This is a genomic window from Halobacterium sp. BOL4-2, from assembly GCF_016917835.2.
GTDB lineage: Archaea > Halobacteriota > Halobacteria > Halobacteriales > Halobacteriaceae > Halobacterium > Halobacterium salinarum.
Window position 1 is genome coordinate 376276 of the sequence record NZ_CP070332.2, and the last position, 26379, is coordinate 402654.

The 26379-nt window shown below is 67.5% G+C and carries 26 protein-coding genes and 1 tRNA gene; 15 read left to right on the forward strand and 12 right to left on the reverse strand.

What is annotated here, in order from left to right:
- Positions 1-199 precede the first annotated feature (199 nt).
- Genes JRZ79_RS15130 through JRZ79_RS15145 form a run of 4 tightly spaced genes read left to right on the forward strand, consistent with a single transcriptional unit; the run spans position 200 to position 4602 of the window.
- A complete protein-coding gene (locus JRZ79_RS15130) occupies positions 200-430 on the forward strand; it encodes a winged helix-turn-helix transcriptional regulator (protein WP_010902339.1) in 231 nt (76 codons plus the stop codon).
- A gap of 57 nt (positions 431-487) precedes the next feature.
- On the forward strand, positions 488-1651 hold the full coding sequence (gene mre11, locus JRZ79_RS15135) for a DNA double-strand break repair protein Mre11 (RefSeq protein WP_205252474.1): 1164 nt from the start codon (positions 488-490) through the stop codon (positions 1649-1651).
- Entirely contained in the window at positions 1648-4299 is a 2652-nt protein-coding gene (rad50, locus tag JRZ79_RS15140) for a DNA double-strand break repair ATPase Rad50 (RefSeq protein ID WP_205252475.1), read from the forward strand. The genes mre11 and rad50 overlap by 4 nt, the downstream gene beginning before the upstream one ends.
- A gap of 51 nt (positions 4300-4350) precedes the next feature.
- The gene (locus tag JRZ79_RS15145; protein WP_010902342.1) at positions 4351-4602 is read left to right on the forward strand and encodes a hypothetical protein; all 252 of its coding nucleotides are present in this window, start codon (positions 4351-4353) and stop codon (positions 4600-4602) included.
- Here the strand turns inward: JRZ79_RS15145 and JRZ79_RS15150 are convergent.
- From JRZ79_RS15150 to JRZ79_RS15160, 3 genes are read right to left on the reverse strand one after another with little or no spacing between them, the layout of a single operon-like run.
- Complete coding sequence (locus JRZ79_RS15150; RefSeq protein ID WP_012289168.1) at positions 4590-5018, reverse strand: hypothetical protein; 429 nt, start codon at positions 5016-5018, stop codon at positions 4590-4592. The two genes, JRZ79_RS15145 and JRZ79_RS15150, sit on opposite strands and share 13 nt — an antisense overlap.
- Before the next feature lie 25 nt (positions 5019-5043).
- Entirely contained in the window at positions 5044-5325 is a 282-nt protein-coding gene (locus JRZ79_RS15155) for a hypothetical protein (RefSeq protein ID WP_136361093.1), read from the reverse strand.
- 40 nt (positions 5326-5365) lie between these two features.
- The gene (locus JRZ79_RS15160) at positions 5366-5551 is read right to left on the reverse strand and encodes a hypothetical protein (RefSeq protein WP_010902344.1); all 186 of its coding nucleotides are present in this window, start codon (positions 5549-5551) and stop codon (positions 5366-5368) included.
- Positions 5552-5664: 113 nt separating this feature from the next.
- Here JRZ79_RS15160 and JRZ79_RS15165 point away from each other — a divergent pair, with 113 nt between their 5' ends.
- Positions 5665-8370: a DNA-directed DNA polymerase gene (locus JRZ79_RS15165; protein ID WP_205251535.1), complete on the forward strand. Its 2706-nt coding sequence runs from the start codon at positions 5665-5667 to the stop codon at positions 8368-8370.
- 15 nt (positions 8371-8385) lie between these two features.
- Here JRZ79_RS15165 and JRZ79_RS15170 read toward each other — a convergent pair whose 3' ends face one another.
- Positions 8386-9129 (reverse strand): SDR family oxidoreductase, encoded by a 744-nt coding sequence (locus JRZ79_RS15170; protein WP_205251536.1) that lies wholly within the window; start codon positions 9127-9129, stop codon positions 8386-8388.
- 301 nt (positions 9130-9430) lie between these two features.
- Here JRZ79_RS15170 and JRZ79_RS15175 point away from each other — a divergent pair, with 301 nt between their 5' ends.
- From JRZ79_RS15175 to JRZ79_RS15215, 9 genes are all read left to right on the forward strand, one after another.
- On the forward strand, positions 9431-10357 hold the full coding sequence (locus JRZ79_RS15175; RefSeq protein WP_010902347.1) for an ABC transporter ATP-binding protein: 927 nt from the start codon (positions 9431-9433) through the stop codon (positions 10355-10357).
- Positions 10358-10393: 36 nt separating this feature from the next.
- Positions 10394-11818 carry a Fe-S cluster assembly protein SufB gene (gene sufB / locus JRZ79_RS15180; RefSeq protein WP_010902348.1) on the forward strand — a complete coding sequence of 475 codons (1425 nt, stop codon included), beginning with the start codon at positions 10394-10396 and terminating at the stop codon, positions 11816-11818.
- Position 11819: 1 nt separating this feature from the next.
- Positions 11820-13034 carry a Fe-S cluster assembly protein SufD gene (gene sufD / locus JRZ79_RS15185; RefSeq protein ID WP_205252476.1) on the forward strand — a complete coding sequence of 405 codons (1215 nt, stop codon included), beginning with the start codon at positions 11820-11822 and terminating at the stop codon, positions 13032-13034.
- Between the two features lie 111 nt (positions 13035-13145).
- The gene (locus tag JRZ79_RS15190) at positions 13146-13640 is read left to right on the forward strand and encodes a rubrerythrin (RefSeq protein WP_049892592.1); all 495 of its coding nucleotides are present in this window, start codon (positions 13146-13148) and stop codon (positions 13638-13640) included.
- 61 nt (positions 13641-13701) lie between these two features.
- Positions 13702-14136: a metal-dependent transcriptional regulator gene (locus JRZ79_RS15195; RefSeq protein WP_010902351.1), complete on the forward strand. Its 435-nt coding sequence runs from the start codon at positions 13702-13704 to the stop codon at positions 14134-14136.
- Between the two features lie 65 nt (positions 14137-14201).
- Positions 14202-14274, forward strand: a tRNA-Gln gene (locus JRZ79_RS15200).
- A 373-nt stretch (positions 14275-14647) separates the two neighbouring features.
- On the forward strand, positions 14648-14953 hold the full coding sequence (locus JRZ79_RS15205) for a hypothetical protein (RefSeq protein WP_049892487.1): 306 nt from the start codon (positions 14648-14650) through the stop codon (positions 14951-14953).
- A 55-nt stretch (positions 14954-15008) separates the two neighbouring features.
- Positions 15009-15671: an AIM24 family protein gene (locus tag JRZ79_RS15210; protein WP_205252477.1), complete on the forward strand. Its 663-nt coding sequence runs from the start codon at positions 15009-15011 to the stop codon at positions 15669-15671.
- A 191-nt stretch (positions 15672-15862) separates the two neighbouring features.
- The gene (locus tag JRZ79_RS15215) at positions 15863-16546 is read left to right on the forward strand and encodes an HD domain-containing protein (protein WP_205251877.1); all 684 of its coding nucleotides are present in this window, start codon (positions 15863-15865) and stop codon (positions 16544-16546) included.
- A gap of 23 nt (positions 16547-16569) precedes the next feature.
- Here JRZ79_RS15215 and JRZ79_RS15220 read toward each other — a convergent pair whose 3' ends face one another.
- The 6 genes from JRZ79_RS15220 to JRZ79_RS15245 form a co-directional block, all read right to left on the reverse strand.
- The gene (locus JRZ79_RS15220) at positions 16570-17259 is read right to left on the reverse strand and encodes a TMEM165/GDT1 family protein (RefSeq protein ID WP_205252478.1); all 690 of its coding nucleotides are present in this window, start codon (positions 17257-17259) and stop codon (positions 16570-16572) included.
- Entirely contained in the window at positions 17256-17933 is a 678-nt protein-coding gene (locus tag JRZ79_RS15225; RefSeq protein WP_012289175.1) for a metal-dependent transcriptional regulator, read from the reverse strand. The genes JRZ79_RS15220 and JRZ79_RS15225 overlap by 4 nt, the downstream gene beginning before the upstream one ends.
- Before the next feature lie 133 nt (positions 17934-18066).
- Positions 18067-20781, reverse strand: a complete 2715-nt coding sequence (locus tag JRZ79_RS15230; protein WP_205252479.1) for a TRAP transporter permease — start codon at positions 20779-20781, stop codon at positions 18067-18069.
- Positions 20774-21265, reverse strand: a complete 492-nt coding sequence (locus tag JRZ79_RS15235; RefSeq protein WP_010902358.1) for a DUF1850 domain-containing protein — start codon at positions 21263-21265, stop codon at positions 20774-20776. The genes JRZ79_RS15230 and JRZ79_RS15235 overlap by 8 nt, the downstream gene beginning before the upstream one ends.
- Positions 21266-21326: 61 nt before the next feature.
- Positions 21327-22283, reverse strand: a complete 957-nt coding sequence (locus JRZ79_RS15240) for a TAXI family TRAP transporter solute-binding subunit (RefSeq protein ID WP_205251540.1) — start codon at positions 22281-22283, stop codon at positions 21327-21329.
- Positions 22284-22430: 147 nt separating this feature from the next.
- Complete coding sequence (locus JRZ79_RS15245) at positions 22431-23627, reverse strand: threonine synthase (RefSeq protein ID WP_205252480.1); 1197 nt, start codon at positions 23625-23627, stop codon at positions 22431-22433.
- 123 nt (positions 23628-23750) lie between these two features.
- Here JRZ79_RS15245 and JRZ79_RS15250 point away from each other — a divergent pair, with 123 nt between their 5' ends.
- Positions 23751-25016 carry an NAD(P)/FAD-dependent oxidoreductase gene (locus JRZ79_RS15250; protein ID WP_205252481.1) on the forward strand — a complete coding sequence of 422 codons (1266 nt, stop codon included), beginning with the start codon at positions 23751-23753 and terminating at the stop codon, positions 25014-25016.
- Here JRZ79_RS15250 and JRZ79_RS15255 read toward each other — a convergent pair.
- Together JRZ79_RS15255 and JRZ79_RS15260 are read right to left on the reverse strand one after the other, a co-directional pair.
- On the reverse strand, positions 25004-25708 hold the full coding sequence (locus tag JRZ79_RS15255; RefSeq protein ID WP_049892488.1) for a metallophosphoesterase: 705 nt from the start codon (positions 25706-25708) through the stop codon (positions 25004-25006). The two genes, JRZ79_RS15250 and JRZ79_RS15255, sit on opposite strands and share 13 nt — an antisense overlap.
- A gap of 62 nt (positions 25709-25770) precedes the next feature.
- Entirely contained in the window at positions 25771-26370 is a 600-nt protein-coding gene (locus JRZ79_RS15260) for a J domain-containing protein (protein ID WP_012289178.1), read from the reverse strand.
- Positions 26371-26379 lie beyond the last annotated feature (9 nt).

Consider the following 26379-nt stretch of genomic DNA (forward strand, 5'->3'; position numbering starts at 1 on the left):
GAGTAGGGTGTTAGTTCATAAGAGGCTTCGGGTGACCCAACCTGTGTGGGGGTTCGAAACCGCACGCGCGAGACAGTCACAGCCGGTCGTTGGAGGTGAATCCATCCCCCGTGACCGACGCAGCCACCCCGTCGTTGAATTACCGTAGCGCATCAAATATAGCAAAAGAATTAATACAGCGCATTCGATACTGGTGAGTATGAGCGCCACCGAGACGGCGGACGCACTCGAATCCCTCCCGCCGAGCGCGAAGCTCGTCGCCAAGGTCCTCGAATACAACGACACCCTCTCACAGCGGGAGCTCGCCGAGAAGACACTGCTCCCGGACCGCACCGTCAGATACGCGCTCACGCGCCTCGAAGACCACGACATCGTCTCCTCGCGGTTCTCGTTCACCGACGCCCGCAAACGCCTCTACACCTTGACCTGACACCGCCGCCACACACGCACCGAAGCTTTCTCCGCCCCGCCACCCCACGCCAGGTGTATGGCTCGCGTCATCCACACGGGGGACACCCACCTCGGATACCAACAGTACCACGCCCCCCAGCGGCGACAGGACTTCCTCGACGCCTTCGACGCCGTCATTACGGACGCCATCGACGAGGGCGTCGACGCCGTGGTGCACGCCGGCGACCTCTACCACGACCGCCAGCCCGGGCTCCGCGACATCCTGGACACGATCGCCCTGCTGCGCCCGCTCCAGGACGCCGGCATCCCGTTTCTCGCTGTCGTCGGAAACCACGAAGGCACCCGCGACGCCCAGTGGCTGGATCTCTTCGAGACGCTCGGCCTCGCCGAGCGCCTCGACGACTCGCCACGCGTGGTCGCGGATACCGCCTTCTACGGCCTCGACTACGTCCCCCAGTCCAAGCGCGACGACCACGACTACACCGTCGCCGACCACGACGCCGACCACGCCGCGCTCGTCTCCCACGGTCTGTTCACGCCGTTCCCGTACGCCAACTGGGACCTGGACGCGGTGCTGGCCGACGCCACGGTGGAGTTCGACGCCGTCCTGCTGGGCGACAACCACACCCCGGACACCGCGCAACTCGGGGACACGTGGGTGACGTACTGTGGCTCCACGGAGCGCGCCAGCGCCAGCGAACGCGACCCCCGGGGCTACAACATCGTCTCGTTCAGCAGCGACGCCACCACCGACGTTGCCATCTCCCGGAAGTCGCTCAACACCCGCGAGTTCGTGTTCGTGGACGCCGACCTCGGCCCCGCGGACGGCACGGCGTTCATCCAGGAGCGGCTGCGCGAGCGCGCCCTCGACGACGCCGTCGTGGTCGTCACGATCACGGGCGACGGCGACACGGTCACGCCCGCCGAGATCGAGCGCTTCGGCGACGATCGTGGCGCACTCCTCACGCGCGTCAACGACCGCCGGGAGTTCGACACCGGCGACGACGCCCCCGACGTGGACGTGTCGTTCGCCGACCCCGACGACGCCGTCGAGCAGCGCGTCCGCGATCTGGGGCTGGACGAGCCGGCTCGCGATGTCGACCGGATCGTGCGTGACGACACGCTGGCCGACGCAGCCGTCCGGGAGCGCGTGATACAGCGCGCAGAGGCTGTGCTGGACGACGACGCCGACGCGGCGGACGACGACGGCCGGCCCACCACCGTGGAGGAGTTCCAATGAGGTTCACGCGCCTCTCCCTGTCGAACTTCAAATGCTACGCGGACGCCGCCGTCTCCCTGGACCCCGGCGTGACCGTCATCCACGGGCTGAACGGCAGCGGCAAGTCCAGCCTGCTCGACGCCTGCTTTTTCGCGCTGTACGGCACCACCGCCCTCGACACGACCCTCGCTGGCGCCGTGACGATCGGCGCGGAGACGGCCGAGATCGACCTCCACTTCGAGCACGCCGGCGGCGATTACCACGTCCACCGCCGGATCCGTGCGTCCGGCGGGCGCGCCCAGACCGCCGCCTGTGTGCTGGAGACTCCGACCGACCGGATCGACGGCGTCACCGACGTCGAAGCCCACATCTCGGGGCTGTTGCGCATGGACGCCGAGGCGTTCGTGAACTGCGCGTACGTCCGCCAGGGCGAGGTGAACAAGCTCATCAACGCCGCCCCGAGCACGCGCCAGGACATGATCGACGCGCTCCTCCAGTTGGGGAAACTCGAGGAGTACCGCCAGCGCGCCGGCGACGCCCGCCTCGGCGTCGAGGACGTCAAGAGCAACGTCGAGGGGCAACTCGACAGGCTCGCCGACCAGATCGCCGACAAGGAGGCCGCCGACCCCCACGACCGGCTGGCGAGCCACAACACCGCGCTCGCCGAGGTCACCGCCGACATCGAGCATTTCGAGACCGAACGCGAGCAGGCCAGGCAGACCCGCGACGACGCCGCGGACGTCCTGGAGCGCTACGGGGAGTCACGCACGGCGCTCGCGGACGTCGAGGAGACGATCGCCGACGTCCGCGAGGCCGTCGCCGAGGCCGAACGCGAACGGGAGACGCTCGCCGACCGCGTCAGCGACCACCGCGAGCGCGCCAGCGATCTCGACGACGAGGCAGCGGCGCTCGCGGCCGATCTCGGGCTCGACGATCCGGACGCCGAAGACGCCAGCGCGGAGCGCGACGCCGTTGCCGACCAGCGGGAGGCGGTCGCCGAACGGGTGCGCGAGGTCGCACCGGCTGTCTCCCGGCTCACCGAGCAGGCCGACAGCGCCGCCGACGACGCCGCCACCCTCGACGAGCGCGCCGAGACGCTGCGCGAAGAGGCCGCAGCCCTCGACGCCGAGGCCGACGACGCAGCGGCGAAACGCGACGACGCCGCCGCCCGCATCGAGGCGTTGGACGCCGACATCGAGGCGGCGATGGCGGCTTTCGACGACGCGCCGGTCGCGTTCGGGGCCGCCGAGGCGTTCCTCGACGACGCGACGGCCGAACGCGACGAACTGCGCGAGCGGGCGGCGACGCTCCGCGCCGACCGGCAGTCCGCTGCCGACCGCGTCGCCGAGGCTGAGGCGCTGCTCGACGAGGGGAAATGCCCCGAATGCGGACAGCCGGTCGAGGGGGCACCCCACGTCGAGCGTGTCACCGACGACCGCGAGCGCGTCGCCGAGCTCGACGCCGAGTTGGCGGACGTCGAGGACGAACTCGACGCGGTGGCCCAGCGCGTCGACCGCGGCGAATCACTGGTGGCCGCCGAAGACCGGGTCGACGACCTCGAACAACAACGCGAGCGCGCCGTCGAGCGCCGCGACGAGCAGGCCGACATCGCGGACGCGAAACGCGACCAGGCCGCCGAAAAGCGCGACCGCGCCGCGGACCTCGACGCCGAGGCCGAGGACGCCCGTGCGGACGCCGCGGCCAAGCGTGATGCGGCCGACGAGAAGCGCGAGACGCTGGCGGCGCTGAACGCCGACCAGACCGCCCTCAAGGAGCGACTGGACGCGCTTGCGGATCTCGTCGACCGCCTCGAAGCGGCCGCCGACGCCCGCGAAGCCGCCCAGCGGCTGGCCGAGAAGCGCGCGGCACTGGCCGCCCAGAACGAGCAGCGCCGGGACCGCCTCTCGGAGCTGCGCGAGCGCAAGCGCACGCTGGACAGTGAGTTCGATGCGGACCGCATCGAGACAGCGCGCGCCGACAAGGACCGCGCCGAGGACTACCTCGAACAGGTCGAACCGAAACTCCGGGCGCTGCGCGAGGACCGCGACGACCTCCAGGCGAAGATCGGCGCTGCGGAGAACGCCATCGCGGAGCTGGAGTCGCTGCGCGAGGAGCACGAGCGCGTGCAGTCACGCCACCAGGACCTCCAGGCGGTCCACGACGAGGTGACCGCGCTCGAGACGATGTACGGGGAGTTGCGGGCGGAGCTGCGCCAACAGAACGTCTCGAAGCTCGAACGCCTCTTGAACGAGACCTTCGAGTTGGTCTATCAGAACGACTCCTACGCCCGCATCGAGCTGTCCGGCGAGTACGAGCTCACCGTCTACCAGAAGGACGGCGAGCCCCTGGAGCCCGCGCAGCTCTCGGGGGGCGAGCGCGCGCTGTTCAACCTCAGCCTGCGCACTGCCGTCTACCGGCTGCTGGCTGAGGGGATCGACGGCGACGCCCCCCTCCCGCCGCTGATCCTGGACGAACCGACTGTGTTCCTCGACTCCGGGCACGTCTCGCAGCTCGTGGAACTGGTGGAGTCGATGCGACGGCTCGGCGTCGAGCAGATCGTGGTCGTGAGCCACGACGACGAGCTGGTGGCGGCCGCTGACGACGTGGTGCGGGTCGCGAAAGACGCCACGTCGAACCGGTCCCGTGTGTCCACCCCCGAACACATATGATATCAGAGGGGTTCCCGAACCCTCTAATGGATCCAGGCCCAGGGCGTCCATATGCCAGAACCGGCGGACGCTTCTGCAAACGAAACCGAGTCGCGGACAGGTGAGCACGGCCGACACACGCCGGTGCACCGGATGCTGCAGCTCGGCGGCGTGCTGGCGGTGCTTGCGATCGTTCTCGGTGCTGTCGGGATAACCGCGTCAACCCCACTCCTGTGGGCGTTTGGCGTCGGCACGGCTGCCGTCTCCGTCTCCGTGCTCGCCGCAACCGGCTACCACCACAGCCGGCGCGGTCACTCCGCGTGACGGAGCGCGCCGATCCCCTCGCGGCCGGCCGCCGTGAGCTCGTAGGCGCGCTGACCGGCCACCGTCGTCTCCGCGAGCACGCCGGCCGCCCGGAGCTCGGTGGTCGCACCGAGGAAATCGCTCTCGCAGACGCCCGCCGCCGCCAGTAGTTTCCGAACCGGGCGCGGGCCGTCGTCAGCCAGCGCCACCAGCAGTCCGAGTTGCCAGTCCGCGTGACACGCCTTCGCGACCCGGCGGCCGGCGTCCGGAACGCGGTCCGCGAGCGCCTCGAACACGGCGTCGTCACTCGTCGGTGTGAGTGTCTCGCTGGGCACCGTGGTCTCCTCGCCGGTCGTTGGGTCCCGTACCCTGCTCTGTTCGCCGTGGTCCGCGATGCGTATCCAGCGCCGCCCATCGGTGTCTCGAACCGTCTGCACACACCACGGAAGGAGGGCGGCGGCGTTAGTCCTTCCGTGTGTAGACGCGGTATTTGTATCCGCCGTAGACGGACAGGATCACGGCGGCGGCCAGCAGCGGGCCGCCGGTCCCCCAGTTGCCGTTGAACCACGCGATCATCGCCCCGACGCTGCCCGCCAACACGGCCGCGTTGAACACCAACACCAGCGACCAGAACTTCCGCTGGAGGGTTGGATCGGCCGCCGAGCCGTCCGGGATCTCGATGTCGGGGGCGAGGTCCTGTTCGGCCTCGGACTCCTCGTCGGCGAACGGAACGTCGTCGAGCACGCCACACACTGTGGGTGGTGCGAGCAAAGCGTTATCGGTTCTACAGGGCGTCGCCGAGGCACACCGCGTGTGTGCCTTTGAGCCACGCGAGCGGATTCTCCGCGTCGTAGAGTACGACCCCCTCGTCGGCATCGTAGGCCTCGACGCTGTCGCGTGGGTCGTTGCCCTCGGGCAGCTGTGGGACGTCGTTGCGGTGATTCCGGTCGCCCGCTGCGTGGTCTGTCATCTCTGTCACCTCGGTCCGTGGTAGTGGACCACATGGGATAACTGTTTTCCCCCCGTCGGATTCTGCCGCTCCGAAGGGCGAGCTTTTAGGCCGGACGGACGAACCCCAACCCAATGGGAAACACCGAGCTCTCCGAGTTCATGCACGAGAGCGACGGGGCAGACGACCCCGGGGAGGACGCGATCCAGGAAGAAGCCGCGGTCGTCGCCGGCGACGCCGACCCCGTCGTCAACGAGGTGCTGACGGCGGAAGCGGACGCGCTGCCCGACGCCACCGGCGAGGTCGAACTGATGGTCACACAGGTCGATTACACGATCGAGGGCTCGGGCGACCGCGAGCGCCCCGTCCTCCACGTCTTCGGCCGCACGACCGACGACGAGGCCGAACACGTCCGCGTGCACGGCTTTCGACCGTACTTCTACGCACCGACGGCCACGCTCTCCGAAGACGACCTCACCGACGACGTCATCACCGGCACCGAGGACGGCTACGAATCCATCCGGGGCGAAGCGCTGACGAAGATCTTCGGCCGGACGCCCCGCGACGTCGGGAACATCCGTGACGCGTTCGACCACTACGAGGCCGACATCCTGTTCCCGAACCGCCTGCTCATCGACAAGGACATCACCGACGGCGTCAGGGTGCCCGCCCGGCGCGCCGACGACGGCGCGCTCTACGTCCACCACGACGAAATCGCGGCCTGTGAGGTCGCCGCGACCCTTCGCGTGAACACCTTCGACATCGAAGTCAACGACCGCAACGGCTTCCCCGAGGACGGGGAGGAGCCCGTGGTCTGTCTGACCAGCCACGACTCCTACCGCGACGAATACGTCGCGTGGCTGTACGCCGCCCCGGACGCGACGGTCGACGCCCCCACAGCGGTCCCGGGCTACGACCCACTGACCGACGACGCCGACATCGACGTGCGCGTGTTCGACACCGAGGAAGCCATGCACGACGCGTTCCTCTCGTACATCGAGGACACCAACCCCGACGTGCTCACGGGCTGGAACTTCGACGACTTCGACGCCCCCTACCTCATCGACCGGCTGGACGAACTCGACCCACGAACCGACCACGACCTCGACTCCGACCGCCTCTCCCGCGTCAGCGAAGTCTGGACGTCCGGCTGGGGCGGCCCGAACGTGAAAGGACGGGTGGTCTTCGACCTGCTGTACGCCTACCAGCGCACGAAATACTCGGAGCTGGACTCCTACCGGCTGGACGCCGTCGGCGAACAGGAGCTGGGCGTCGGCAAAGAGCGCTACCCCGGGGATATCGGCGACCTCTGGGAGGACGACCCCGAGCGCCTCCTGGAGTACAACCTCCGGGACGTCGAGCTCTGCGTGGAAATCGACCGCAAGCAGTCCATCGTGGCGTTCTGGGACGAAGCCCGCAAGCTCGTGGGCTGCAAACTGGAGGACGCCACGACCCCCGGGGACGCGGTGGACATGTACGTCCTGCACAAGGCGTTCGGGAACTTCGTGTTGCCGTCGAAAGGCCAACAGGACGCCGAGGAGTTCGAGGGCGGCGCGGTCTTCGACCCCATCACTGGCGTTCGGGAGAACGTCTCCGTGCTGGACCTGAAGAGCCTCTACCCGATGTCGATGGTGACCATCAACGCCAGCCCGGAGACCAAAGTCGACCCCGAGGAGTTCGACGGCGACACCTACCGGACGCCGACGGGCGTCCACTTCCGGAAGGAACCCGACGGCATCATCCGGGAGATGGTCGATGAACTCCTCACCGAGCGCGAGGAGAAGAAAGCACGCCGCGACGACCACGAGCCGGACAGCGAGGACTACGAGCGCTACGACCGCCAGCAGGCCGCCGTGAAGGTCATCATGAACAGCCTCTACGGCGTGTTCGGCTGGGACCGCTTCCGGCTCTACGACCGCGCGATGAGCGCGGGCGTCACCTCCACGAACCGCGAGGTCATCGACTTCACCGAGCAGGCCGCCGAGGAGTTCGGCTACGAGGTCGCGTACGGCGACACCGACAGCGTCATGCTCGAACTCGGCGACGACATGACGAAAGCGGAGGCCATCGCGGAGTCGTTCGACATCGAGGACCACATCAACGCCGCCTACGACGAGTTCGCTCGCGAGCAACTGCACGCCGACGACCACCGCTTCCAGATCGAGTTCGAGAAGCTCTACCGGCGGTTCTTCCAGGCCGGCAAGAAGAAGCGCTACGCCGGCCACATCGTCTGGAAGGAGGGCAAGGACGTCGACGACGTCGACATCACGGGCTTCGAGTACCAGCGCTCGGACATCGCGCCGATCACGAAGCGCGTCCAGAAGGAGGTCATCGACCTCGTGGTGCGGGAGGGCGACGTGGACGCCGTCGAGGAGTACGTCCACGGCGTCATCGAGGAGTTCCAGGAGGGGGATGCGGATCTGGACGACATCGGTATCCCGGGCGGCATCGGCAAACGACTGGACAACTACGAGACGGACACCGCCCAGGTGCGTGGCGCGAAGTACGCCAACCTGCTGTTGGGCACGAACTTCGACCGCGGGTCCAAGCCCAAGCGACTCTACCTCGCGAAAGTGCATCCGGACTTCTGGGGTCACGTCGAAGACGAACAGGGCATCGACACGAGCACGAGCGACCGCTACCGCGAGTTCCGCCGGGATCCCGACGTGATCTGTTACGAGTACGCCGACCAGATCCCGGACACGTTCGTCGTCGACTACGACAAGATGCTCGATAAGACGCTCAAAGGCCCCATCGAGCGCATCCTCGAGGCGCTTGATCTCTCCTGGGACGAGGTGAAATCCGGCCAAACGCAGACCGGGCTGGGCCAGTTCACGTAGCCCGCTGGGCCCCAGCTAGAACTCCGAGAACTTGTCCTGGCGGTACATGTCGATCTCGCTCGCCACCGTGGGCGCACTCTGGGTCGCCGCGAACGCGATGGCGTCGGCGATGTCGGTCGGCCGGGACACCTCGGCTTCGTCGTAGGCCTCCTCGAAGGCGGTGCCGTCCTCCTCGTTGAACCGGGTTCGCACCTCAGTGGGGTTGACTACGGTGACACCAAGGCCGTCGTCGCCGTAGCGCGCCTCGACGCTGTGGGCGAACCCGCGCGTCCACCATTTGGTCGCGGCGTAGACGGGGTTGCTGGGGCGGGGGTACTGCCCCGCGAAACTACCCAGGAAAACGATGGTGCCGTCGGCGTCGGTGAGGTGCGGGAGCGCCGCCCGGGTGGCGTAGAACATGCCGTCGCAGTTCACGGCCATCATCTGACGGTACTCGTCGTCGGTGAGGGCCGCGACGTCGTCGCCGCGCGCGAGCCCGGCGTTGTTGACGAGGAGATCCAGGCTGCCGTACTCCTCGACGGCCGTCTCGACGAGCGCGTCGACGGCCGCCCGGTCGGTGACGTCGGTGGGCACGGCGTGGGCGGCAGTGTCGTACGTTGCCGTGATCGTGTCCGCGATCTCGGTGAGCGTCTCTTCGCTGCGCGCGGCGAGCACGACCGTCGCGCCGTTCTCGGCGAGCGCGTGTGCGGTTGCTTCCCCGATGCCACTCGATGCGCCAGTGATGACGGCGACGTCGCCGTCGAGCGGAGCCGTTTCCATATGCGTTCATCCCGGGCGCGGGCCTTGACAGTTTCTCCCGCCAGGGTTCCTGCCGCATAGCAGCGTACGCCAACCCACACCGCTCCCGCAGTGATACCGCCCCCCATGTGGGCGGGCTCGCCAGGCGATCCCGGCGCGTGTGTCGGCTCCCGAGACACGCTGTAGACGACGCTGCGGTCAGCTCGCCACACGACGCCGTTTTTAGTAAATCAAAAACTCTATTTTATGTTAGCAAAAGCAGTTACGGTGAACTCCGCAACTATTATGATGCTGACCCACTTCGTTTAGGATGACCTAATCAATGGCTACGCTTGAGCTCAAAGACGTACACGCCGAAGTCGCAGAGGACGGTGGGGAGAAAATTCTCGACGGTGTCGACCTCGAAATCCCGTCCGGCGAGATCCACGCCCTCATGGGTCCCAACGGCTCCGGGAAATCCACCACCGCAAAGATCATCGCCGGCCACCCGGCCTACGACGTCACCGACGGGGAAGTCCTGTTCACCATCGAAGACGACGACTTCGACGGTGCCGAAGAGCTCCCCGCCGACGACCGAACCTTCGATCTGCTCGGCCTGGAGCCGAACGAGCGCGCCGCGCTCGGTATCTTCCTTGCGTTCCAGTATCCCGCAGAGATCGAGGGCGTCACCCTCGTGAACTTCCTTCGCACAGCGCTCAACGCGAAGCTCGACGAGCGCGAGGAACTCCTCTTCGAGGATGACGACGAGGACGCCGACGACGCCGCCGACGATGACGAGGACGCCGGCTACGAGACCTCCCCCATGGAGGGGCCGGCCGACGACGGCGAGATCGGCGTCGCGGACTTCCAGGAGATCCTCTCGGAGAAAATGGAGACCCTGGACATGGACGAGAAGTTCGCCAACCGCTACCTGAACGCGGGCTTCTCCGGCGGCGAGAAAAAGCAAAACGAAGTCCTCCAGGCCGCCATCCTGGAGCCCTCGATCGCCGTGCTCGACGAGATCGACTCCGGGCTCGACATCGACCGTCTCCAGGACGTTTCGACGGGCATCAACGCGCTCCGCGACGAGCAGGACACCGGCATCCTCCAGATCACGCACTACCAGCGCATCCTCGATTACGTCGAGCCCGACCGCGTCCACATCATGCTGGACGGCGAAGTCGTCATGGAGGGTGACGCCGAGCTCGCCGAGAAGCTCGAAGACGAGGGGTACGACTGGGTTCGCGATCAGGTCTACGAGACCGCGTAACGCCGCCCAGACACGCAACGCAACCACACACACCACATGAGTTCCGAAGACATACAAGACACTGACACCGAGGCGCGCTTCGAGTTCAAAAAGGAGGAGAACTCCGCGTTCGAATCCGAGAAGGGCCTGACCGAGGAGACGATCCGCGTCATCTCCGAGGACAAAGACGAGCCCGACTGGATGCTCGACCGCCGCCTCCGCGCGCTCGAACAGTACACGAAGATGCCGATGCCGACCGACTGGCCCGGCCAGCCGGACCTCACCGAACTCGACATCGAGGAGATCGTCCCGTACATCCGCCCGGACGTCGACAAGCGCTCGGGCGCCGACGAGTGGGAGGACCTCCCCGACGAGATCCAGGACACCTTCGAACAGCTGGGCATCCCCGAGGCGGAGCGCAACGCGCTCTCCGGCGTGGGCGCCCAGTACGAGTCCGAGGTCGTCTACCAGAACATGCAGGAGCGCTGGGAGGAGAAGGGCGTCGTCTTCTGCAACATGGACGAGGCCGTTCAGGAGTACCCCGAGCTGGTCAAAGAGCACTTCATGACGAGCTGCGTGCCGCCGAGCGACAACAAGTTCGCGGCGCTGCACGGCGCGGTGTGGTCCGGCGGCAGCTTCGTCTACGTGCCCGAGGACGTCACCGTGAACATGCCCGTGCAGGCGTACTTCCGCATGAACTCCGAGGGCATGGGCCAGTTCGAACACACCCTCATCATCGCCGAGGAGGGCTCGGAAGTCCACTACATTGAGGGCTGCTCGGCGCCCAAGTACGGCAGCCACAACCTCCACTCCGGCGGCGTCGAAGTGTTCGTCGGCGAGGACGCCCACGTGCAGTATTCGACCGTGCAGAACTGGTCGAAGAACACGTTCAACCTCAACACCAAGCGCGCGGTCGTCGAGGGGAACGGCACGATGGAGTGGGTCTCCGGCAGCATGGGGTCGAAGGCCACGATGCTGTACCCGTCGACGATCCTCAAGGGTCGCGGCGCGACGGACAACCACATCACGATCGCGTTCGCCGGCGACGGCCAGGACATCGACACCGGCGCGAAAGTCTATCACAACGCCCCGGACACGAGCTCCACCATCGAATCGAAGTCCATCGCGAAAGACGGCGGCCGCACGAACTACCGCGGCCTCGTTCACATCGCCGACGGCGCCGAGGACTCGAAGACCAACGTCGAGTGTGACGCGCTGATGTTCGACAACGACTCCACCAGCGACACCATGCCGTACATGGAGATCAACGAGTCGAAAGTCGACGTGGCACACGAGGCGACCGTCGGGAAGATCGGCGACGAGGACGTCTTCTACCTCCAGAGCCGTGGTCTCGACGACGACGACGCAAAGCAGATGATCGTCTCCGGGTTCATCGAGCCGATCACCGAAGAACTGCCGATTGAGTACGCGGTCGAACTGAACCGCCTCATCGAGCTGGAGATGGAGGGTTCGCTCGGTTAATATGAGTACGCAGCTACACACTGATATCTTTGCAGAGACGGTCCGCCGGATCGCCGACGAGCGCGACGAGCCCGCGTGGCTCCGCGAAACGCGCCTCGATGCGCTTGAGGCGCTCGACGACCTCGCGTTCCCCAGCGTCATCGAGACGCCGGGCCGAAAGTGGACCACGCTCGAAGACCTCGATTTCGACGCGCTGGTCGATCCGCTCTCCCAGACCGAGGACAAAGACCAGGTCGGCGCGGAGAACGCTCGCGTGGAGTCGTTCCACGACGCGCTCCAGGACGACGACCTCGCCGACCGCGTCGAGGACGCGTTCGGCAGCGTCATCGACCCCCACCAGAACCGCCTGACGGCGCTGTCGACGGCGCTGTTCACGACCGGGACTGTGGTGTACGTGCCCGCGGGCGTCGACGCCGAGGACGTCACCATCCGCACCTCGATGAACTCGCGGTCGCTGTTCAACTACACGCTGGTCATCACCGAGGACAACGCGACGGCGACGATCCTGGAGCGCCAGGACACCGGCGACGACGTCGACGGCGAGCGCTACTACTCGGGGATCGTCGAGGTCGACGCCGGAGAGAACTCCTACGTGCAGTACGGGAGCCTCCAGGACTTCGACGAGCAGACGTACAACTACACGCTGAAACGCGGGCACGCCGACACGTACGCCACGGTCAACTGGATCGAGGGCAACATCGGCAGCCGGCTGACGAAGACCGGTGTTTCCACCGAACTGGCGGGCGACGCCAGTGAGACGAAGATCGTCGGCGCGTTCTTCGGCCACGACGACCAGCACTTCGACCTCGACGCGAAGGTCTGGCACCGTGCCGAGCACACCACCGCGGATCTCGTGACTCGCGGCGTCATCGACGACGACGCCCGCAGCGTCTACGAGGGCGTCCAGGACGTCGGCAGTGACGCCTGGGACACGTCGAGCTACCAGCGCGAGAACACGCTGATGCTGAGCGACGAGAGCGAGGCCGACGCCTCCCCGAAGCTCATCATCAACAACCACGACACCGAGGCCAGCCACTCCGCGACCGTCGGGCAGGTCGACCAGGAGACCCTGTTCTACATGCAGGACCGCGGCCTCACCGCCCAGCAAGCCACGGACATGCTTGTTGCGGGGTTCTTCGTGCCGGTGCTCGAAGAGGTCGAAGTCCAGGAACTGCGCGAGGACCTGGAGACACGGATCGCCGAGCGGCTCGACTGACCCGCGCAGCGGTTCCCCACACCCCGTTGCCGGGGAATCCTCGCCTTTTAGGACGGTGAGACCGTCGACTGTATCCATGCGCACCGCATCGTTCGCGAGGTGGCGGCGGCCGTGAGCTCGCTCGCTGCGAGCGTCGACTCCGATCGCCAACTGGCGCGGCTGCTACAGATCGGGGTCGTGCTCGAAGAGGTCGTGGAGGTCCGCGCGCATCGACATTACCAGTCGCTGCCGGCGGCCGACCGGGACGCCGACATCGAGGCGCTGTTGTCCGACGCCAGCGAGGAGTCCGCGGATCACCGCGCGCGCTTGGAGGACATCATCGAGTCGCTTGACGCCGACAGCATCCCGTTCGGGGAGGTCGAAGCGCTGGTTGCGGAGAGCTACGGGCAGACCGGGCCGGACGACTTCGACGGCGTGCTGTACGATCAGTTGCACGGCGAGGAAACCGCGTACAAGTTCTACGACGATCTGATCGCGGCGATCGAGGCCAGCGAGGCGGCGTTCGGCGTCGATCAGGACCGGCTGTTGGCGACGCTGCGAGAGATCCGGGCGGCCGAAGCCGACGGCGTCGAGTCGGTCACTGCGCTGATGGAGGCACACAGATGAGCACGGCCACTGTCGGCGCAGCGGTGCCGGCCGGTGTGGTCGCCGTTCGAGGTGATTGGACATGAACACTGCTGATCAGTACTTGAAGACGATCTTTCTCGTAGAGCAGTTAACCGACGGCCCCGCCGCGACCGGGGAGCTCGCCGACCGCCTCGGCGTCAGTCCGGCGAGCGTCAACGAGATGGTGGGGAAACTCGAAGACCGCGGTCTCGTGACACACGAGAAGTACAAGGGGGCGTCCGTGACCGAGGACGGCGCGGCCCGCGCCCGAGACGCCCTCCAGACGTACTGTATCCTCGAACGGTTCCTGGCGAACGTGCTCGGGGTGGAGTCGTTCCGCGACGAGGCCCGACAGCTGGAGCCGGTGATCGATGAGACGGTGGCCGAGCGCCTCGACATGATCATCGACCGCAAGTCCCAGTGTCCGGACTGCTTCGACGCCGGCGCTGACGCGTGTGGGTTCCTCGCCGAGCCGTCCGTCGAGGCCGACGACTGAGCGCCCCGCGGGGGTGCGGTTCGAAAAGCAATCTCTTTGTGTCTTGCATCGCTATCCGCGAGTGCAGTCCCGTGGTGTAGTGGCCAATCATATGGGCCTTTGGAGCCCACGACGGCGGTTCGAATCCGCCCGGGACTACTCACCGATCCGCAGTCCAGTGCTGTCGGGGGGTGGTCTGGTTTCTCGGCGAGTGATCGCGACAGCAAAAACAGTATGGGGGGTGTCGGCCGCCGGGACGGCTGTCAGGTTCGTGTTGCGCGGGCTTTCCGAACGTCGGCCCCGTCCCGAACCATGTCGGGGCATTCGGGGCAAACGCGCGGCCTGTCGACGCCTGGTGGTGTGAACACGCGTGCGTAGTCCGTGGTTACGAACGAGCCGCAGTTCTTGCATTCCGGCATCGTATTCGGAGCAATGATAGTACTCCATATATACTTTGTGTACATTTTTAGAGTATGAATAAAACGTATATTGGGAGCGACACCCCTACGTGTGGCTGCTCCGAACGGCCGGTATGAGCGAGCCACTCGAATCGCTTCCCGACCGGCCGCTGCGCCAACAGGAAGTAACGGCCCTGAACCACGCCGACGCGTTCTCGCTGGTGGTCCCCGTCGACCGCCAGCGTGCCGTCGAGGCCGACACCCGCGATCCGGTCGTGGTCACCGAGCACGTGATCCTCGGGACCGACGACTGGGTGACCGCTCTCACCTACGACTCGGGGTGGGTGACCGTCGAAACCGTCCCGATCGAGGACCCCGACAGCGAGCGCTTCGAGGCGATGCAGGAGTGTGAGGCTGCACTCACTGCACACCAGCAGTAGCTTCATGGGGTGTGGCGGTGACCTGGCACACGAAGCCGTTCGGCTTCGGTTCGTTATGAACATCGACCAATTCAACGCCGCGGACACCGCAAGCGACGACGCCCCGTTCGCGATCGAGAACAGTTACACCCTGGCAATCGATGTCGACGGCGACGTGATGGCGAAAGCCGGGGCGATGGTCGCGTACACGGGCGAGTTCTCGTTCACCGGGAAGCGGTCGGCGGAGGGCGGGCTCACGGGCATCATCAAGGAGGCCGCAACCGGTGAGGGCACACCGATCATGCGTGCGGAGGGCACAGGCACCCTCTACCTCGCGGACGCACAGAAGAAAGTCCAGATCCTCGAGTTGGCCGCCGACGACCGAATCACGGTCAACGGCGAGGACGTACTCGCGTTCGAGTCCGAGCTGTCCTACGAGGTCACGACGATGGACAGCCTCGCCGGGTCGTTCGCCGGGGGGTTCACGAACGTCGCGATCAGCGGCCCCGGCTGTGTTGCGCTCACCACCCACGGCGATCCGCTGGTGATAGCGCCGCCGGTGACGACCGACCCGAGTGCGACGGTCGCCTGGAGCGCCACCACGCCGAGCGTCGACGTGAACGCCAGCCTCTCGGACATGGTCGGCCAGGAGTCCGGGGAGCGCTTCCAAATGGAGTTCGACGACGCGGGCACTGACTCCGGCTTCGTGGTGGTGCAGCCCTACGAGGAGCACGTCTGACCCACGGCCACCGTGTGGGCGACAGTTCCGTCGCGCGCCACGGGTCGGGCTGCTTCCCGTGGCGTGGTGGCTGGCGGGTCGGCCGCCGAGTCGACGTCGCCCGCCGGGAGGGCTGCAAAAGGCCTAAGACTGGAACAAACCTGTATCCGAACAATGACACGGATGCACTGCTTGGGAACGGAGGTGAGACGGTGGGCGTCGAAATAAGGGAGTCGCCGGTCACGGACGCGCAGTTCGACAACATGGCCGCGTTCGTCCGGGATTACCTGGAGGCCAGCGTCGAAAACGAGACCGACGGCGGGCGGATGCGGTGGTACCCGTGGCACTCCGCGGAGTACCGGTTCACCCACATCATGAACGTCGTCGACATCGCCGAGCGCATCGCCGAGGCGACGAGCGCGAACGTCGATGTGGTTCGGGTCGCGGCGCTGTTCCACGACATCGCGAAGCTGGAGGCCGAACAGGACGCCCACGCCGAGGAGGGCGCGCGCATCGCGCGCAAATACCTCGAAACGCACGGCCAGTTCCCGCCGTCGTTCGTCGATCAGGTCGCGGAGGCGGTGTCACGGCACTCCTATCAGGGTGACCTCATGGACCTGCCACTGGAGGCGCGGTGTCTCGTGGAAGCCGACCTGCTGGACAAAGCCGGCGCGAACGGCGCCGCGCTGATGTTGCTCCGGATGGGGTACGAGGCGCGCACCCACGTCGACGCCGCGGAGATGATCCAGCGCGTGCTGGACCGCGGCGAGGACGCCGCCGAGCGCGTGGAGTCCGACGCCGCGTCGTCGATCGCACACAAGCGCTTGAAGCGCGTGCGGTGGCTCCACGACTGGCTGACTTCGGAGGTGCCGGCGATGAACGACACCGGGTACTAACCGTCCCGGGACGCTGCCAGCGATCAGAGCAGCTGGCTGGCGAGCGCCACCAGTTCCTCCCAGACGGAGACGCCGACACCCACGTCTAGGAGCGTGTCCCCTGCGAAGAAGAAAAACAGCACTGCGGACACGAGGTGCGCCTTGCGCGCGTCGAACTTCCCGGAGAAGCGGTCGAAGAAGTACGCGTTCACCATGCTGACGGGAATGATCGCCAGCATTTCCCCCAGCCAGATCGCGGGCGTCGCGCCGTAGTCGCTTGCCAGTCCGATGGTGACCAGCTGTGTTTTGTCGCCGAACTCGCCGGCGAACATCATCGAGAAGATGGGGATGAAGCCGCCGAGCGCCGTGGTGAGGCGGTACCCGAACAGGGTCACGTCGTCGATGCTGGCCGCGACGCCCCCGCCGTCGCTTGACATGGGTTCGTCAGATCCGGTTCGTGCGGGCATCGACCGCAACAGCAGAATGCCGAACACGGCGAACAGGGCGGCGGTTGTCACGTCCAAGACGACACCGGGAATGAGGCGTTGGAGCCCCTCCCCGACGAGGATCTCGATCACGGTCCAGATGCCGAACGCGGAGCCGGCCGCTGCGACGACGATCCGCGGGTCGTATTCGGTGCTGAGGCTGGCGATGATGAACTGGACCTTTTCGCCCGGGAGCGCTGCGAGTTGCGTGACGAACGCGAGCGTCAGGACTTCCGTGAACGCGCTCACGCGTCGGTCACCTCGTCGGCCGCGGGCCTGACTTCGAGCGTTTCCGCGACGCGCTCGGGGAGGTGGACGGCTTCGCCGTCGATCTCGACGACGAACAGGCCGATGGGCGCGTGCTCGGTGACCGTGAGTTCAGTGCCGGGCTGCACGCCGGCGTCGGCGAGATATCTGAGCTCGTCGGTGTTGCGGTCGCTCGCGCGCGCCACCACGAGGGCGTCGCCTTCGGCGTGGTCGGCAAGCACCTCGGTGTCGGGGTGCTCGGGCGGTTCGAGGTCGGCGTTCGGGATGGGGTCGCCGTGGGGGTCGACCGTCGGGTCACCGAGTTTCTCCGCGAGTCGGTCCTCGAACTCCTCGCTGATGTGGTGTTCGAGGGCGTCGGCCTCGTCGTGGACTTCGTCCCAGTCGTAGTCCAGATGGGTCGCCAAAAACGATTCGAGCAGGCGGTGGTGGCGGATCACTTCCACGGCGACGGTTTCGCCGTCGGGCGTGAGCTCGACGCCCGCGTATTTCTCGCGCTCGATCAGGCCGCGGGATTCGAGCTTCTCGGCCATGCTGGTGACCGTGGGCGGCGTGACGTCCAGGTACTCCGCGATGGTGGACGTCGCGATCGGCGGTTCGTGTTCGCGTTCGAGGTTGTAGATCGATTTGAGGTAGTCTTCCATTACGTCAGAGAGCATGCCAACACCGTCGTTTAGATGCATCTAAATATATATTTGGCGATGCGGGTACCTTCGTTTTCCCGACTGTCGTGAGCGGTGGCACTGCGACGAATCATTCACGCAGGCAAAAACGAGCGACCACCCGGCAGCGCTACGCGGCCGGTTCCTCGGCGGTGCTCGCACGACGGTTCCGCACGAGCAGCGCCGCGAACACCGCGAGCCCGATCGCCCGCAGTCCGAGATCCACCACGACACCCGTCTGTCCGCCCGCAACGCCCAGCAGGCCGAGCACGTCGTTGGCCGTGGTGACGATGAGCGTGGGTGCCATCAGGAACAGCGCGCTGCCCGCGTACGCCACGCGCTCGGCGCGCGCAACGTCGGTGTACACGTGCCCGATGACGGTCGCAGCCAGCGCCACGACACCCAGAACGACACCCGCAATGGGGAGCACCACCTCCGGAACCGAATACCCTACGTCGAGGAGGTCAGCCACGCCGACGACGCTGTACTGGTCGCCCGGCGGCAGCGACCCGGCGTTGCGCCGCAACAGCATGACCCCTGGCGTCACCACGAACGCGAACGGCACGATGGCCTTGTTCAGCGACAGCGAGAACGCCTCGACGCCGGTGTCGAACGGGTCCGATTTCGCCACCCCGGCGGCCGCGTACGCCGCCACCGCGACCGGCGGCGTGATGTCCGCGATGACGCCGAAATACAGGATGTACAGGTGCGCGGCGAGCTCCGGCACTCCGAACGGCAGCAACACCGGCACGAGCAACACGGAGAGGATGATGTACGTGACCGTCGTCGGCATCCCCATCCCGAGGATGATCGAGGAGATCGCCGTGATCGCGAGCACGACCACCAGCGAGCCCCCCGCGACGGCCTGAATCAGCGACACCAGGTTCGGCCCGAGCCCGGAGATGCTGATGACGCCCGGAATGATGCCGGCCGCGGCGACGGCGATCACGACCGGGACCGCGGTCCGGGCGCCGTCCTCCATCGACTTCAGGGTGAACACCCCGTACCGGAACAGCCCGTTGCCGGCAAGCGACGGGCGCCCCACCGCGGCGCTGACCGCGCCCGCGGTGTCGTCGACGGCGTCGTCGAAGCCCAGCAGGCTGGCGTCCGCCCGCGGCCGCAGCGCCATCGTTATCACGCCCGCCGCGATCGCCAGCCAGCCGAGTTCACCCAGCGTCGCGGCAACCGCTCCGCCCAGCGGCTGCGCGCCGGCACCACCACCGGTCAGCACCGCCACCAGTGAGCCGCCCCCCAGCCACTCCGCCAGCAGCGTGCCACCGGTCACCACCGTCAGCACGCCGCCCAGCAGGCCGCGGGTTTCGTCGCCGTACGCCGCCACCAGCGCCATCAGTGCGCCGATCGCGACGATCGTGAACCACGCCGAGCGCGCCACCGACAGCCGCTCGACGATCAGGTAGTACAACAACAACCCGATCGGGACGAGGTAGAACCAGCCGGTGCGGAGGTGCGACCGAAGCGACACCAGGTCGTCGGTGCCGAGCCCGCCGATGTCCTCCTTGCCGGCCTCGAAATGCACCATCACCCACACGCCGAAGAAGAACACGAGCGCGGGGATGGTCGCGGCGACGATCACGTCCGCGAACGGCGTGCCGGTGTACTGCACGATGAGGAACGCCGCCGCCCCCATGACTGGGGGGAGGATCTGGCCGCCCGAGGACGCCGACGCCTCGACCGCGCCCGCGAACTCCGGGCGGTATCCCGAGCGCTTCATCAGCGGGATGGTGAACGCGCCCGTCGTCACCGTGTTCGCGATCGACGACCCCGAGATGGTGCCCATGAACCCGGACGCCAGGATGGAGGCCTTCGCGGGGCCGCCTTTCCGGGTTCCGGTCGCGCCGTAGGCCAGGTCGATGAACCACTGGCCGGCGCCCGACATCTCCAGGAACGCACCGAACAGGATGAACACGTAGATGAACTGCACGGACACCGTGACCGGAATCCCGAACACACCGTTCTCGGTGTTATACCAGAGGTTTTGGATGATCTCCGGCCACGCGAACGGCGGGATCGAGATGATCTGCAGGTACGCCACGTCCTGTGGAATGAGGTAGCCGAAACGGGCGTACGCGATGAACGCGGCGACGATGCACATCAGCCAGAGGCTGATCGCTCGCCGCGTGGCTTCGAGCACGAGCACCACGCCGACCGCGCCGAGCACGAGCGCGTAGGAGGTGTGGCCGAGCGGCCCCAGCAACGCCCCGGCAGGGTTCAGGACGGGGCTGAGCGCGTCGAACACCGGCCGGATCACGTCGAGGTAGCCGAGCCACACCGTCGGGAGCGGACGCCCAGCGGTCAGGCCCAGATACCGGAGCTCGCGGATCTCGGCGAAGTCCGTGATGAAGTACACCGCCGCCAGCGCCGACACCGCCGCGAACGCGATGTCGATCGGGGCCACGGCGTCGAGGTCGTCGTCGACGATCGCCCACGCCAGGCCCGCGCCGACAGCGTTGATCACGCGGGTCACCGGGTGCGACGAGCCCAGCCTGGCGGTGGCCGCCTCCGACAGCCGCTTGCACCGCCGCGCCACGGGCCCGTCACCGGTGCTCGCTGGATACAGCAGGAACGTCAACACGAGCGCGAACGCCACGTGCACGGCGTTGATCTGGAGCAATTGGAGTTTCGCCAGCGTGACCGACCCCACGATCGGGAGCGACACCGAGAGCACCGAACCCCGGGCCGCCAGCCACAACTGGAACACGGAGAACGCGATCCCGATCGCGGCGACCGCCAGCACGATCCGCCCGCTGAGGTCGCGTTTCCGCTCGATCTCTTGCAGTACTGAGTCCGCGTCCGGCGCGTCCGTCGTCGAGTGGTCGTTACTCATAGATGCTCTCGATCATCGTCGCAAGGAGTGTTCGATGGACAACATGAAGATCAACTGATTGTGCGTCGGTCACCGAGACGAGGTCGTAGCTTCGGTCGTCGACGTGCAGCGTGTGTCCGGCGATGCGTCCCGGTGACACCGTCAACACGGTGGCGGTGCGGTCCGGCGAGTAGACGAACGTCCCGTTCTCGATGGTGACGTTCGCGGCGCTGGGGAACCCCCAGCCGTACGACTCGAACTCCGCGCGCGTCATCTCCAGGGTTTCGCCGCGAACGGCGTAGGCCTCGTAGACGCGGGAGCGCTCGACGCTGTGTGTGTACTCCAGCGCCACTGTCGAGCCCTCGGAGACGGGCACCGTGAGATACCGCTGGTCGGTGTCGGTGTCGTCGGCGACCAGCACAGTCCCGGCCGGCACGACGGCAGCGATCACTGTCAGCACGGCCAGGACGCTGGCCGCCACGACGACGATACGAGTGCGGTTCATGAACTGATCTCTCTACGCATGTGGCTTGTGAAACACCCGCGTGTGGGGTGTGGAGGCGGCGTTACGACTCGAAGTAGGCGGCCGCGCCAGGGTGGAGGTCGATGGACATCCCGTCCTGGGCCGACGCCGTGTCGATGAAGTCGGGTTTGATGGTCAGGTCGCCGGTGTGCTCGAAGATCGCGCTCGTGACCTCCGTGACGGTCGCCTCGTCGACGCCGTCGTGGGTCGCGATCATCGCCTGCACGGAGACGGTTTCGATGGACCGGTCGATGCCGCTGTACGTCCCGCTCGGGATGGTGTCGTCGGCGAACCAGGACGCCGCCTCCTTGGCGGCGTCGCGGGCCTCTCCCTCGATGGGCACGATCTCGATGTCGTTGGTGTTGGCCAACTCCTCGATGGCACCCACGGGCCAGCCGCCGACCACGAAGGCGGCGTCGATGTCGCCGTTCCGGAGCTGTTCGGCGGCCTGTGCGAACGACGCGGTCTGCTCCTCGTAGTCTGTCACGCCGGCGGCCTCCAGGATCTGGAGGGCGTTGACCTGCGTGCCGGACCCGAGGTCACCGGTGTTGATGGTCGCGCCGTCGAGGTCGGCCACGGTCTCGATGCCGGTGTCCGCACGCGTGATCAGCGTGATCGTCTCCGGGTACAGCGTGGCGACGCCGACGAGGTTGTCGACCGCCCTGTCCTGGAAGGCATCGATCCCGGTGCCGTTCTTCGCGAAGTACGCGATGTCGTTTTGGATGAGCGCGAAGTCGGCGTTCCCCTTCGCGAGGCTGCCGACGTTCTCCACGCTTGCGCCCGTGGTCTGGACGTTCAGCGAGTAGTCCGTGTTGTCCTCGACGATGGTCTTGAACTCGTTCGACAGCGGGTAGTACGTGCCACTCTGGCCGCCCGCGTGCCACGACAGCCGCGTGCCGTCCCCGGCCCCGTCGCCACCGCCGGCGCACCCAGCCAGCGCAGCGATGCCGGTTGCCCCAGTCGCCTGCAGGAACCGCCGACGCGTGTGCTCAGTTGGCATACAGTTGCCGGTGGGTTCTCCATCGTATTAATATTTCGAACGTCGTATTCGGCGCTGTCGCACCCATTGTTCCAGAACCAACGCCCGCAAAATTCACCACGAATTAAACCGATCCGTCGAAATAACGCGTGTTCTCAACGCGGTCGCTCAGATGCCTTTGCTCATCAGATGCGACCGCAACACGTCCGCCGCCTTGTTCGCCGTCCCCGTGTTCACCACCACCACGGTGTCGTCTTCCCCGAACGCGTCCCGGTCAGCCAGCTCCCACGCGCCCGCCGCCGCCGCCGCGCACGTCGCCCCCATCTCCGGGCCCGCACGGCTGGCGACCGCGGTGCCCGCCTCCAGGATCTCCTCGTCGCTCGCGGCCACCGCGCCGCCGTTGCTCTCGCGCAGTGCCTCCAACACCAGCCGGCTGCCCGCGGGGTCCGGGATCTCGATGCCGCCACAGATGGTGTCCGGCGTGTCCCACGGCTCGTGGGCGTCGCGGCCCTCCTGGAACGCCCGCACGATCGGCGCACACCCCTCGGCCTGCGCGGCGTACATCGCCGGCACGTCCGCGGTGATGCCGAGCTCGCGGAGCTCCGTGGCGGCCTTCCACATCCCCACGAGCCCGCCGCCGTCGCCGGTCGGATAGACCACGTGGTCGGGCGTCTCCCAGTCGAGTTGCTCGACGGTCTCGTACAGCAGCGTCTTCTTGCCCTCGTGGCGGTACGGCGTCGCGAACGCCTGCAGCGAGTACCACGCCTCGCCGTGTTCGTCCATGGCGTCCTCAAAGGCGGCGTTGGCGTCGCCGATGCGCCCCTGCACGACGTTCATGTCGCCGCCGTGGACGTTCACCATCGCCTTGGTGGTGAACCCCGAGCGGGACGGCAGGAACACGTGCGCATCGAGGCCCGCACGACCGGCGTACGCTCCCGCTGACTGTCCGGCGTTCCCCGTCGACGCTAATGCCACCTCGCTGGCACCGTGCTGGGCCGCCGCCGTCATCGCCACCGTCTGCCCGCGGTCCCTGAACGTGCCGGTCGGGTTGCGCCCCTCGTCTTTGATGTAGAGCTCGCCCACGCCGAGTTCGTCGGCCAGCCCCGGACACGGAACCAGCGCCGTCGCCCCCTCGTCCATCGACACCGCCGACCCACGCGTGAACGGCAGCAACTCCGCGTACCGCCACAGCGAGTCGAACCGCCGCGCCTCGAACGTCTCGGCGTCCACGTCCAGGTTCTCCAGGTCGTAGGCGGGGTCGAGGATGCCCCCACACTCCGGACACCGGTGGGTCGCCGCCGCGGCCGCGAACGATTCCCCACAGTCCACGCACTCCAGCCCCTCGAAGGCTCGCGTCGTCTCCATGCTGCGGTGTTTCGAACGCCCCGACAAAGGCCCTGTCCCTTCCAGCGTGGCCGGCGTCCTCGGGGCGGCACACACGCCCCGAAAGCACCCACGTTGATGACGCCGCCACCCCAACACCCGGCCATGACCGACGAAGAGGCAGTGGTTGTGGGCGGCGGGCTGGCGGGGCTGGTGGCGGCGCGACACCTCGCGGCGGACGGTCTCGACGTGACCCTGTTCGAGCGCAACCCCACGGTCGGCGGCCGCGTCCGCTCCACGCACGCCGACGGCTTCACCTTCGACCGCGGCTTCCAGGTGCTGTTCACGTCGTACCCCGCGGCGAAACGCGAACTCGACTTCGACGTCCTCGACCTGCGGTCGTTTTCACCTGGGGCGGTCATCTGCCGCGGCGACCGGCGCGCAGTGCTCGGGGACCCCCTGCGCGATCCGGGCGCACTCGTTCCGTCGATGCTGAACCGGGAGGTATCGACGATGGACAAACTCCGCACGCTGCTGTTGAAGCGGGAACTGACCCGCAAACCCTTCGCGGACATCTGGAGCGACGCCGACGCCACCATCGAGCAGTATCTCGCCGCCCGCGGGTTCTCCGACCGGTACGTCGACCGGTTCGTGCGACCGTTCTACGGGGGTATCACGCTGGATCGGTCGCTGTCCACGTCCAAACGCGTCTTCGAGTACACGTTCAAACTGCTCGCCGACGGCCGGACCGTGCTCCCGGCCGCCGGGATGGGCGCGATCTCCGCCCAGCTGGCCGCCCGTGCCCGCGATGCGGGTGTCACCATCGAACCCGAAACGCCGGTCGAAGCCGTCCACAGCGATCCCGCTGCCGTCGACGTGCCCGGCGAACGGATCGACGCGGACGCCGTCGTCGTCGCCACGGACCCCGACGCCGCACGCGAGCTCACGGGCGTCGACGCGATCCCCACCGACTGGAAGGGCTGTACCACCCAACACGTCGCGCTCCCGGCCGCCCACCCGCTCGGTGACAGCGACCGCATCCACCTCAACGCCGCCGATGACGTGCCCAACACCGTCGCACCGATGTCCGGCGTCGCGCCCGAATACGCCCCCGACGACCGCGAACTCGTCGCAGTGACCACGCTGGGCACGCCGGACCGCTCGTCGACGGCCCTCGCCACCGCCGCCCGGGACGCCATCGCCGACTGGTATCCGGAGGCGTCGCTCGGCGCGTTCGAAGTCCTGCACACACACCGGGTGCCGTTCTCCCAGTTCGCACAACCCCCCGGCGTCCACGACACGCTCCCGGACACCACCGCCCCCGCGGGCGCGGTGTACGTCGCCGGCTCGTACACGCACAACGCCTCGATAAACGGTGCCATGGAGAGCGGGCGGGCGGCCGCACGCGCCGCCAGCGATCACGTCTCGTAGCCGCGCGCGCCCACCAACAGCCCGTCGAGATCCCCGAGCGCGGGAAACCCCAGCGTCTCCCCGTTGCTGACGACGATCGGCCGGTAGCCCGCCGGCGGCGCCAACAGCGGCGACACGGCGGTGCCGTCGCCGAGCGTTCCGACCGGCGTCCCCGCCGCGAGCCGCGTGAACGCCGGCACCACGAGCACGTCGGCGCTGTCGTACTGCCCGGGGCCATAGAGGAAACACGGCCGCCGCTGCCCCCCACTGATTGTGACGGCCGGATGCTGGTGGCCGACCACGTACCGGTCCCCATCCGCCGCCGGCTCCTCGTGGCCGTGGCACACGACCGTGCCGTCGTCGAGCCGCACGCTGTCGGTTGCGGACACGCCAACCGCGGCAAGCATTCCGTCCCGGTTGCCCCGAACCACACGCAGGCCCGCGGCGCTGTCCTCGATCGCGCCGACGACTGCACCAACCGTCTCCGCGACCCCCGCCGGCAGCGACCCAGTGGCGTGCAATAGATCACCCGCTACCACCACGCGAGCCGGCTCGAACCGGTCGAGGTGGCCCCGCAACCGGGCCAGGATGTCCCGCCGCTCGTCCGACGCGCTGCCCCGCCCCACGTGCAGATCTGCCAGCACGAGCGCGTCGGCCGCCGGGAGATACGCCACCCGCTGCCCGAACACCACCCACGCCGGCGTCTGGGACACACCCGATGCGTCGCAACCCGGCGAGTTATGCACAGCGATCCGCGGCGGCGGCCACCAGCCGGCTACCGCGCCTGCTGTGCCACCGCGTACGCCTCCCGGACGCGCTCGAAGGCCTCCCTGTCACCGCCGTGGTCCGGATGCGCGTCCTTGACGCGGTCCTGGTACGCGGCCCGCAGTTCGGTGTCGCTGGCCCCGCGTGAAACGCCCAGCGTCTCGAAGGCGTCCTCGATCGCCGCCGCCCCGTCGCTGTCACTCTCGGCAGCGCTGGCCGCCTCGAACACGTCGCTCACGTCCGGCGTCTCGAACGGGAGCCGGCCGCCGATCGCCCACCCGGGGAGCTCGTGCTCGGCCAACACCGCCGCCGTGTCCGCGCTCCGAATGCTGAAATACGCGCCCGCGTCGAAGGTCACCGCGACGTCGCGCTGTGGCAGGTAGAACGCCACGCTGCGACCAGCCACCACGTGGTCTTCGGCGAACGGCTCCCCGATCGCGTGCAAGTACTCCCGGATCTCCCTGCGGCGCTTCCACTCCCCGGACTCCCCTGTCGGCCCGTGGCTGTCCCCCGCGGGGAACAGCCGCTGTCCGGCGACGAACAGCGCGGCCGCAACCACTGTCACGCCGCCCGTGATCGCAGCCCCCCACGCGAGCCATGCTCCTGGCACACGTCATCA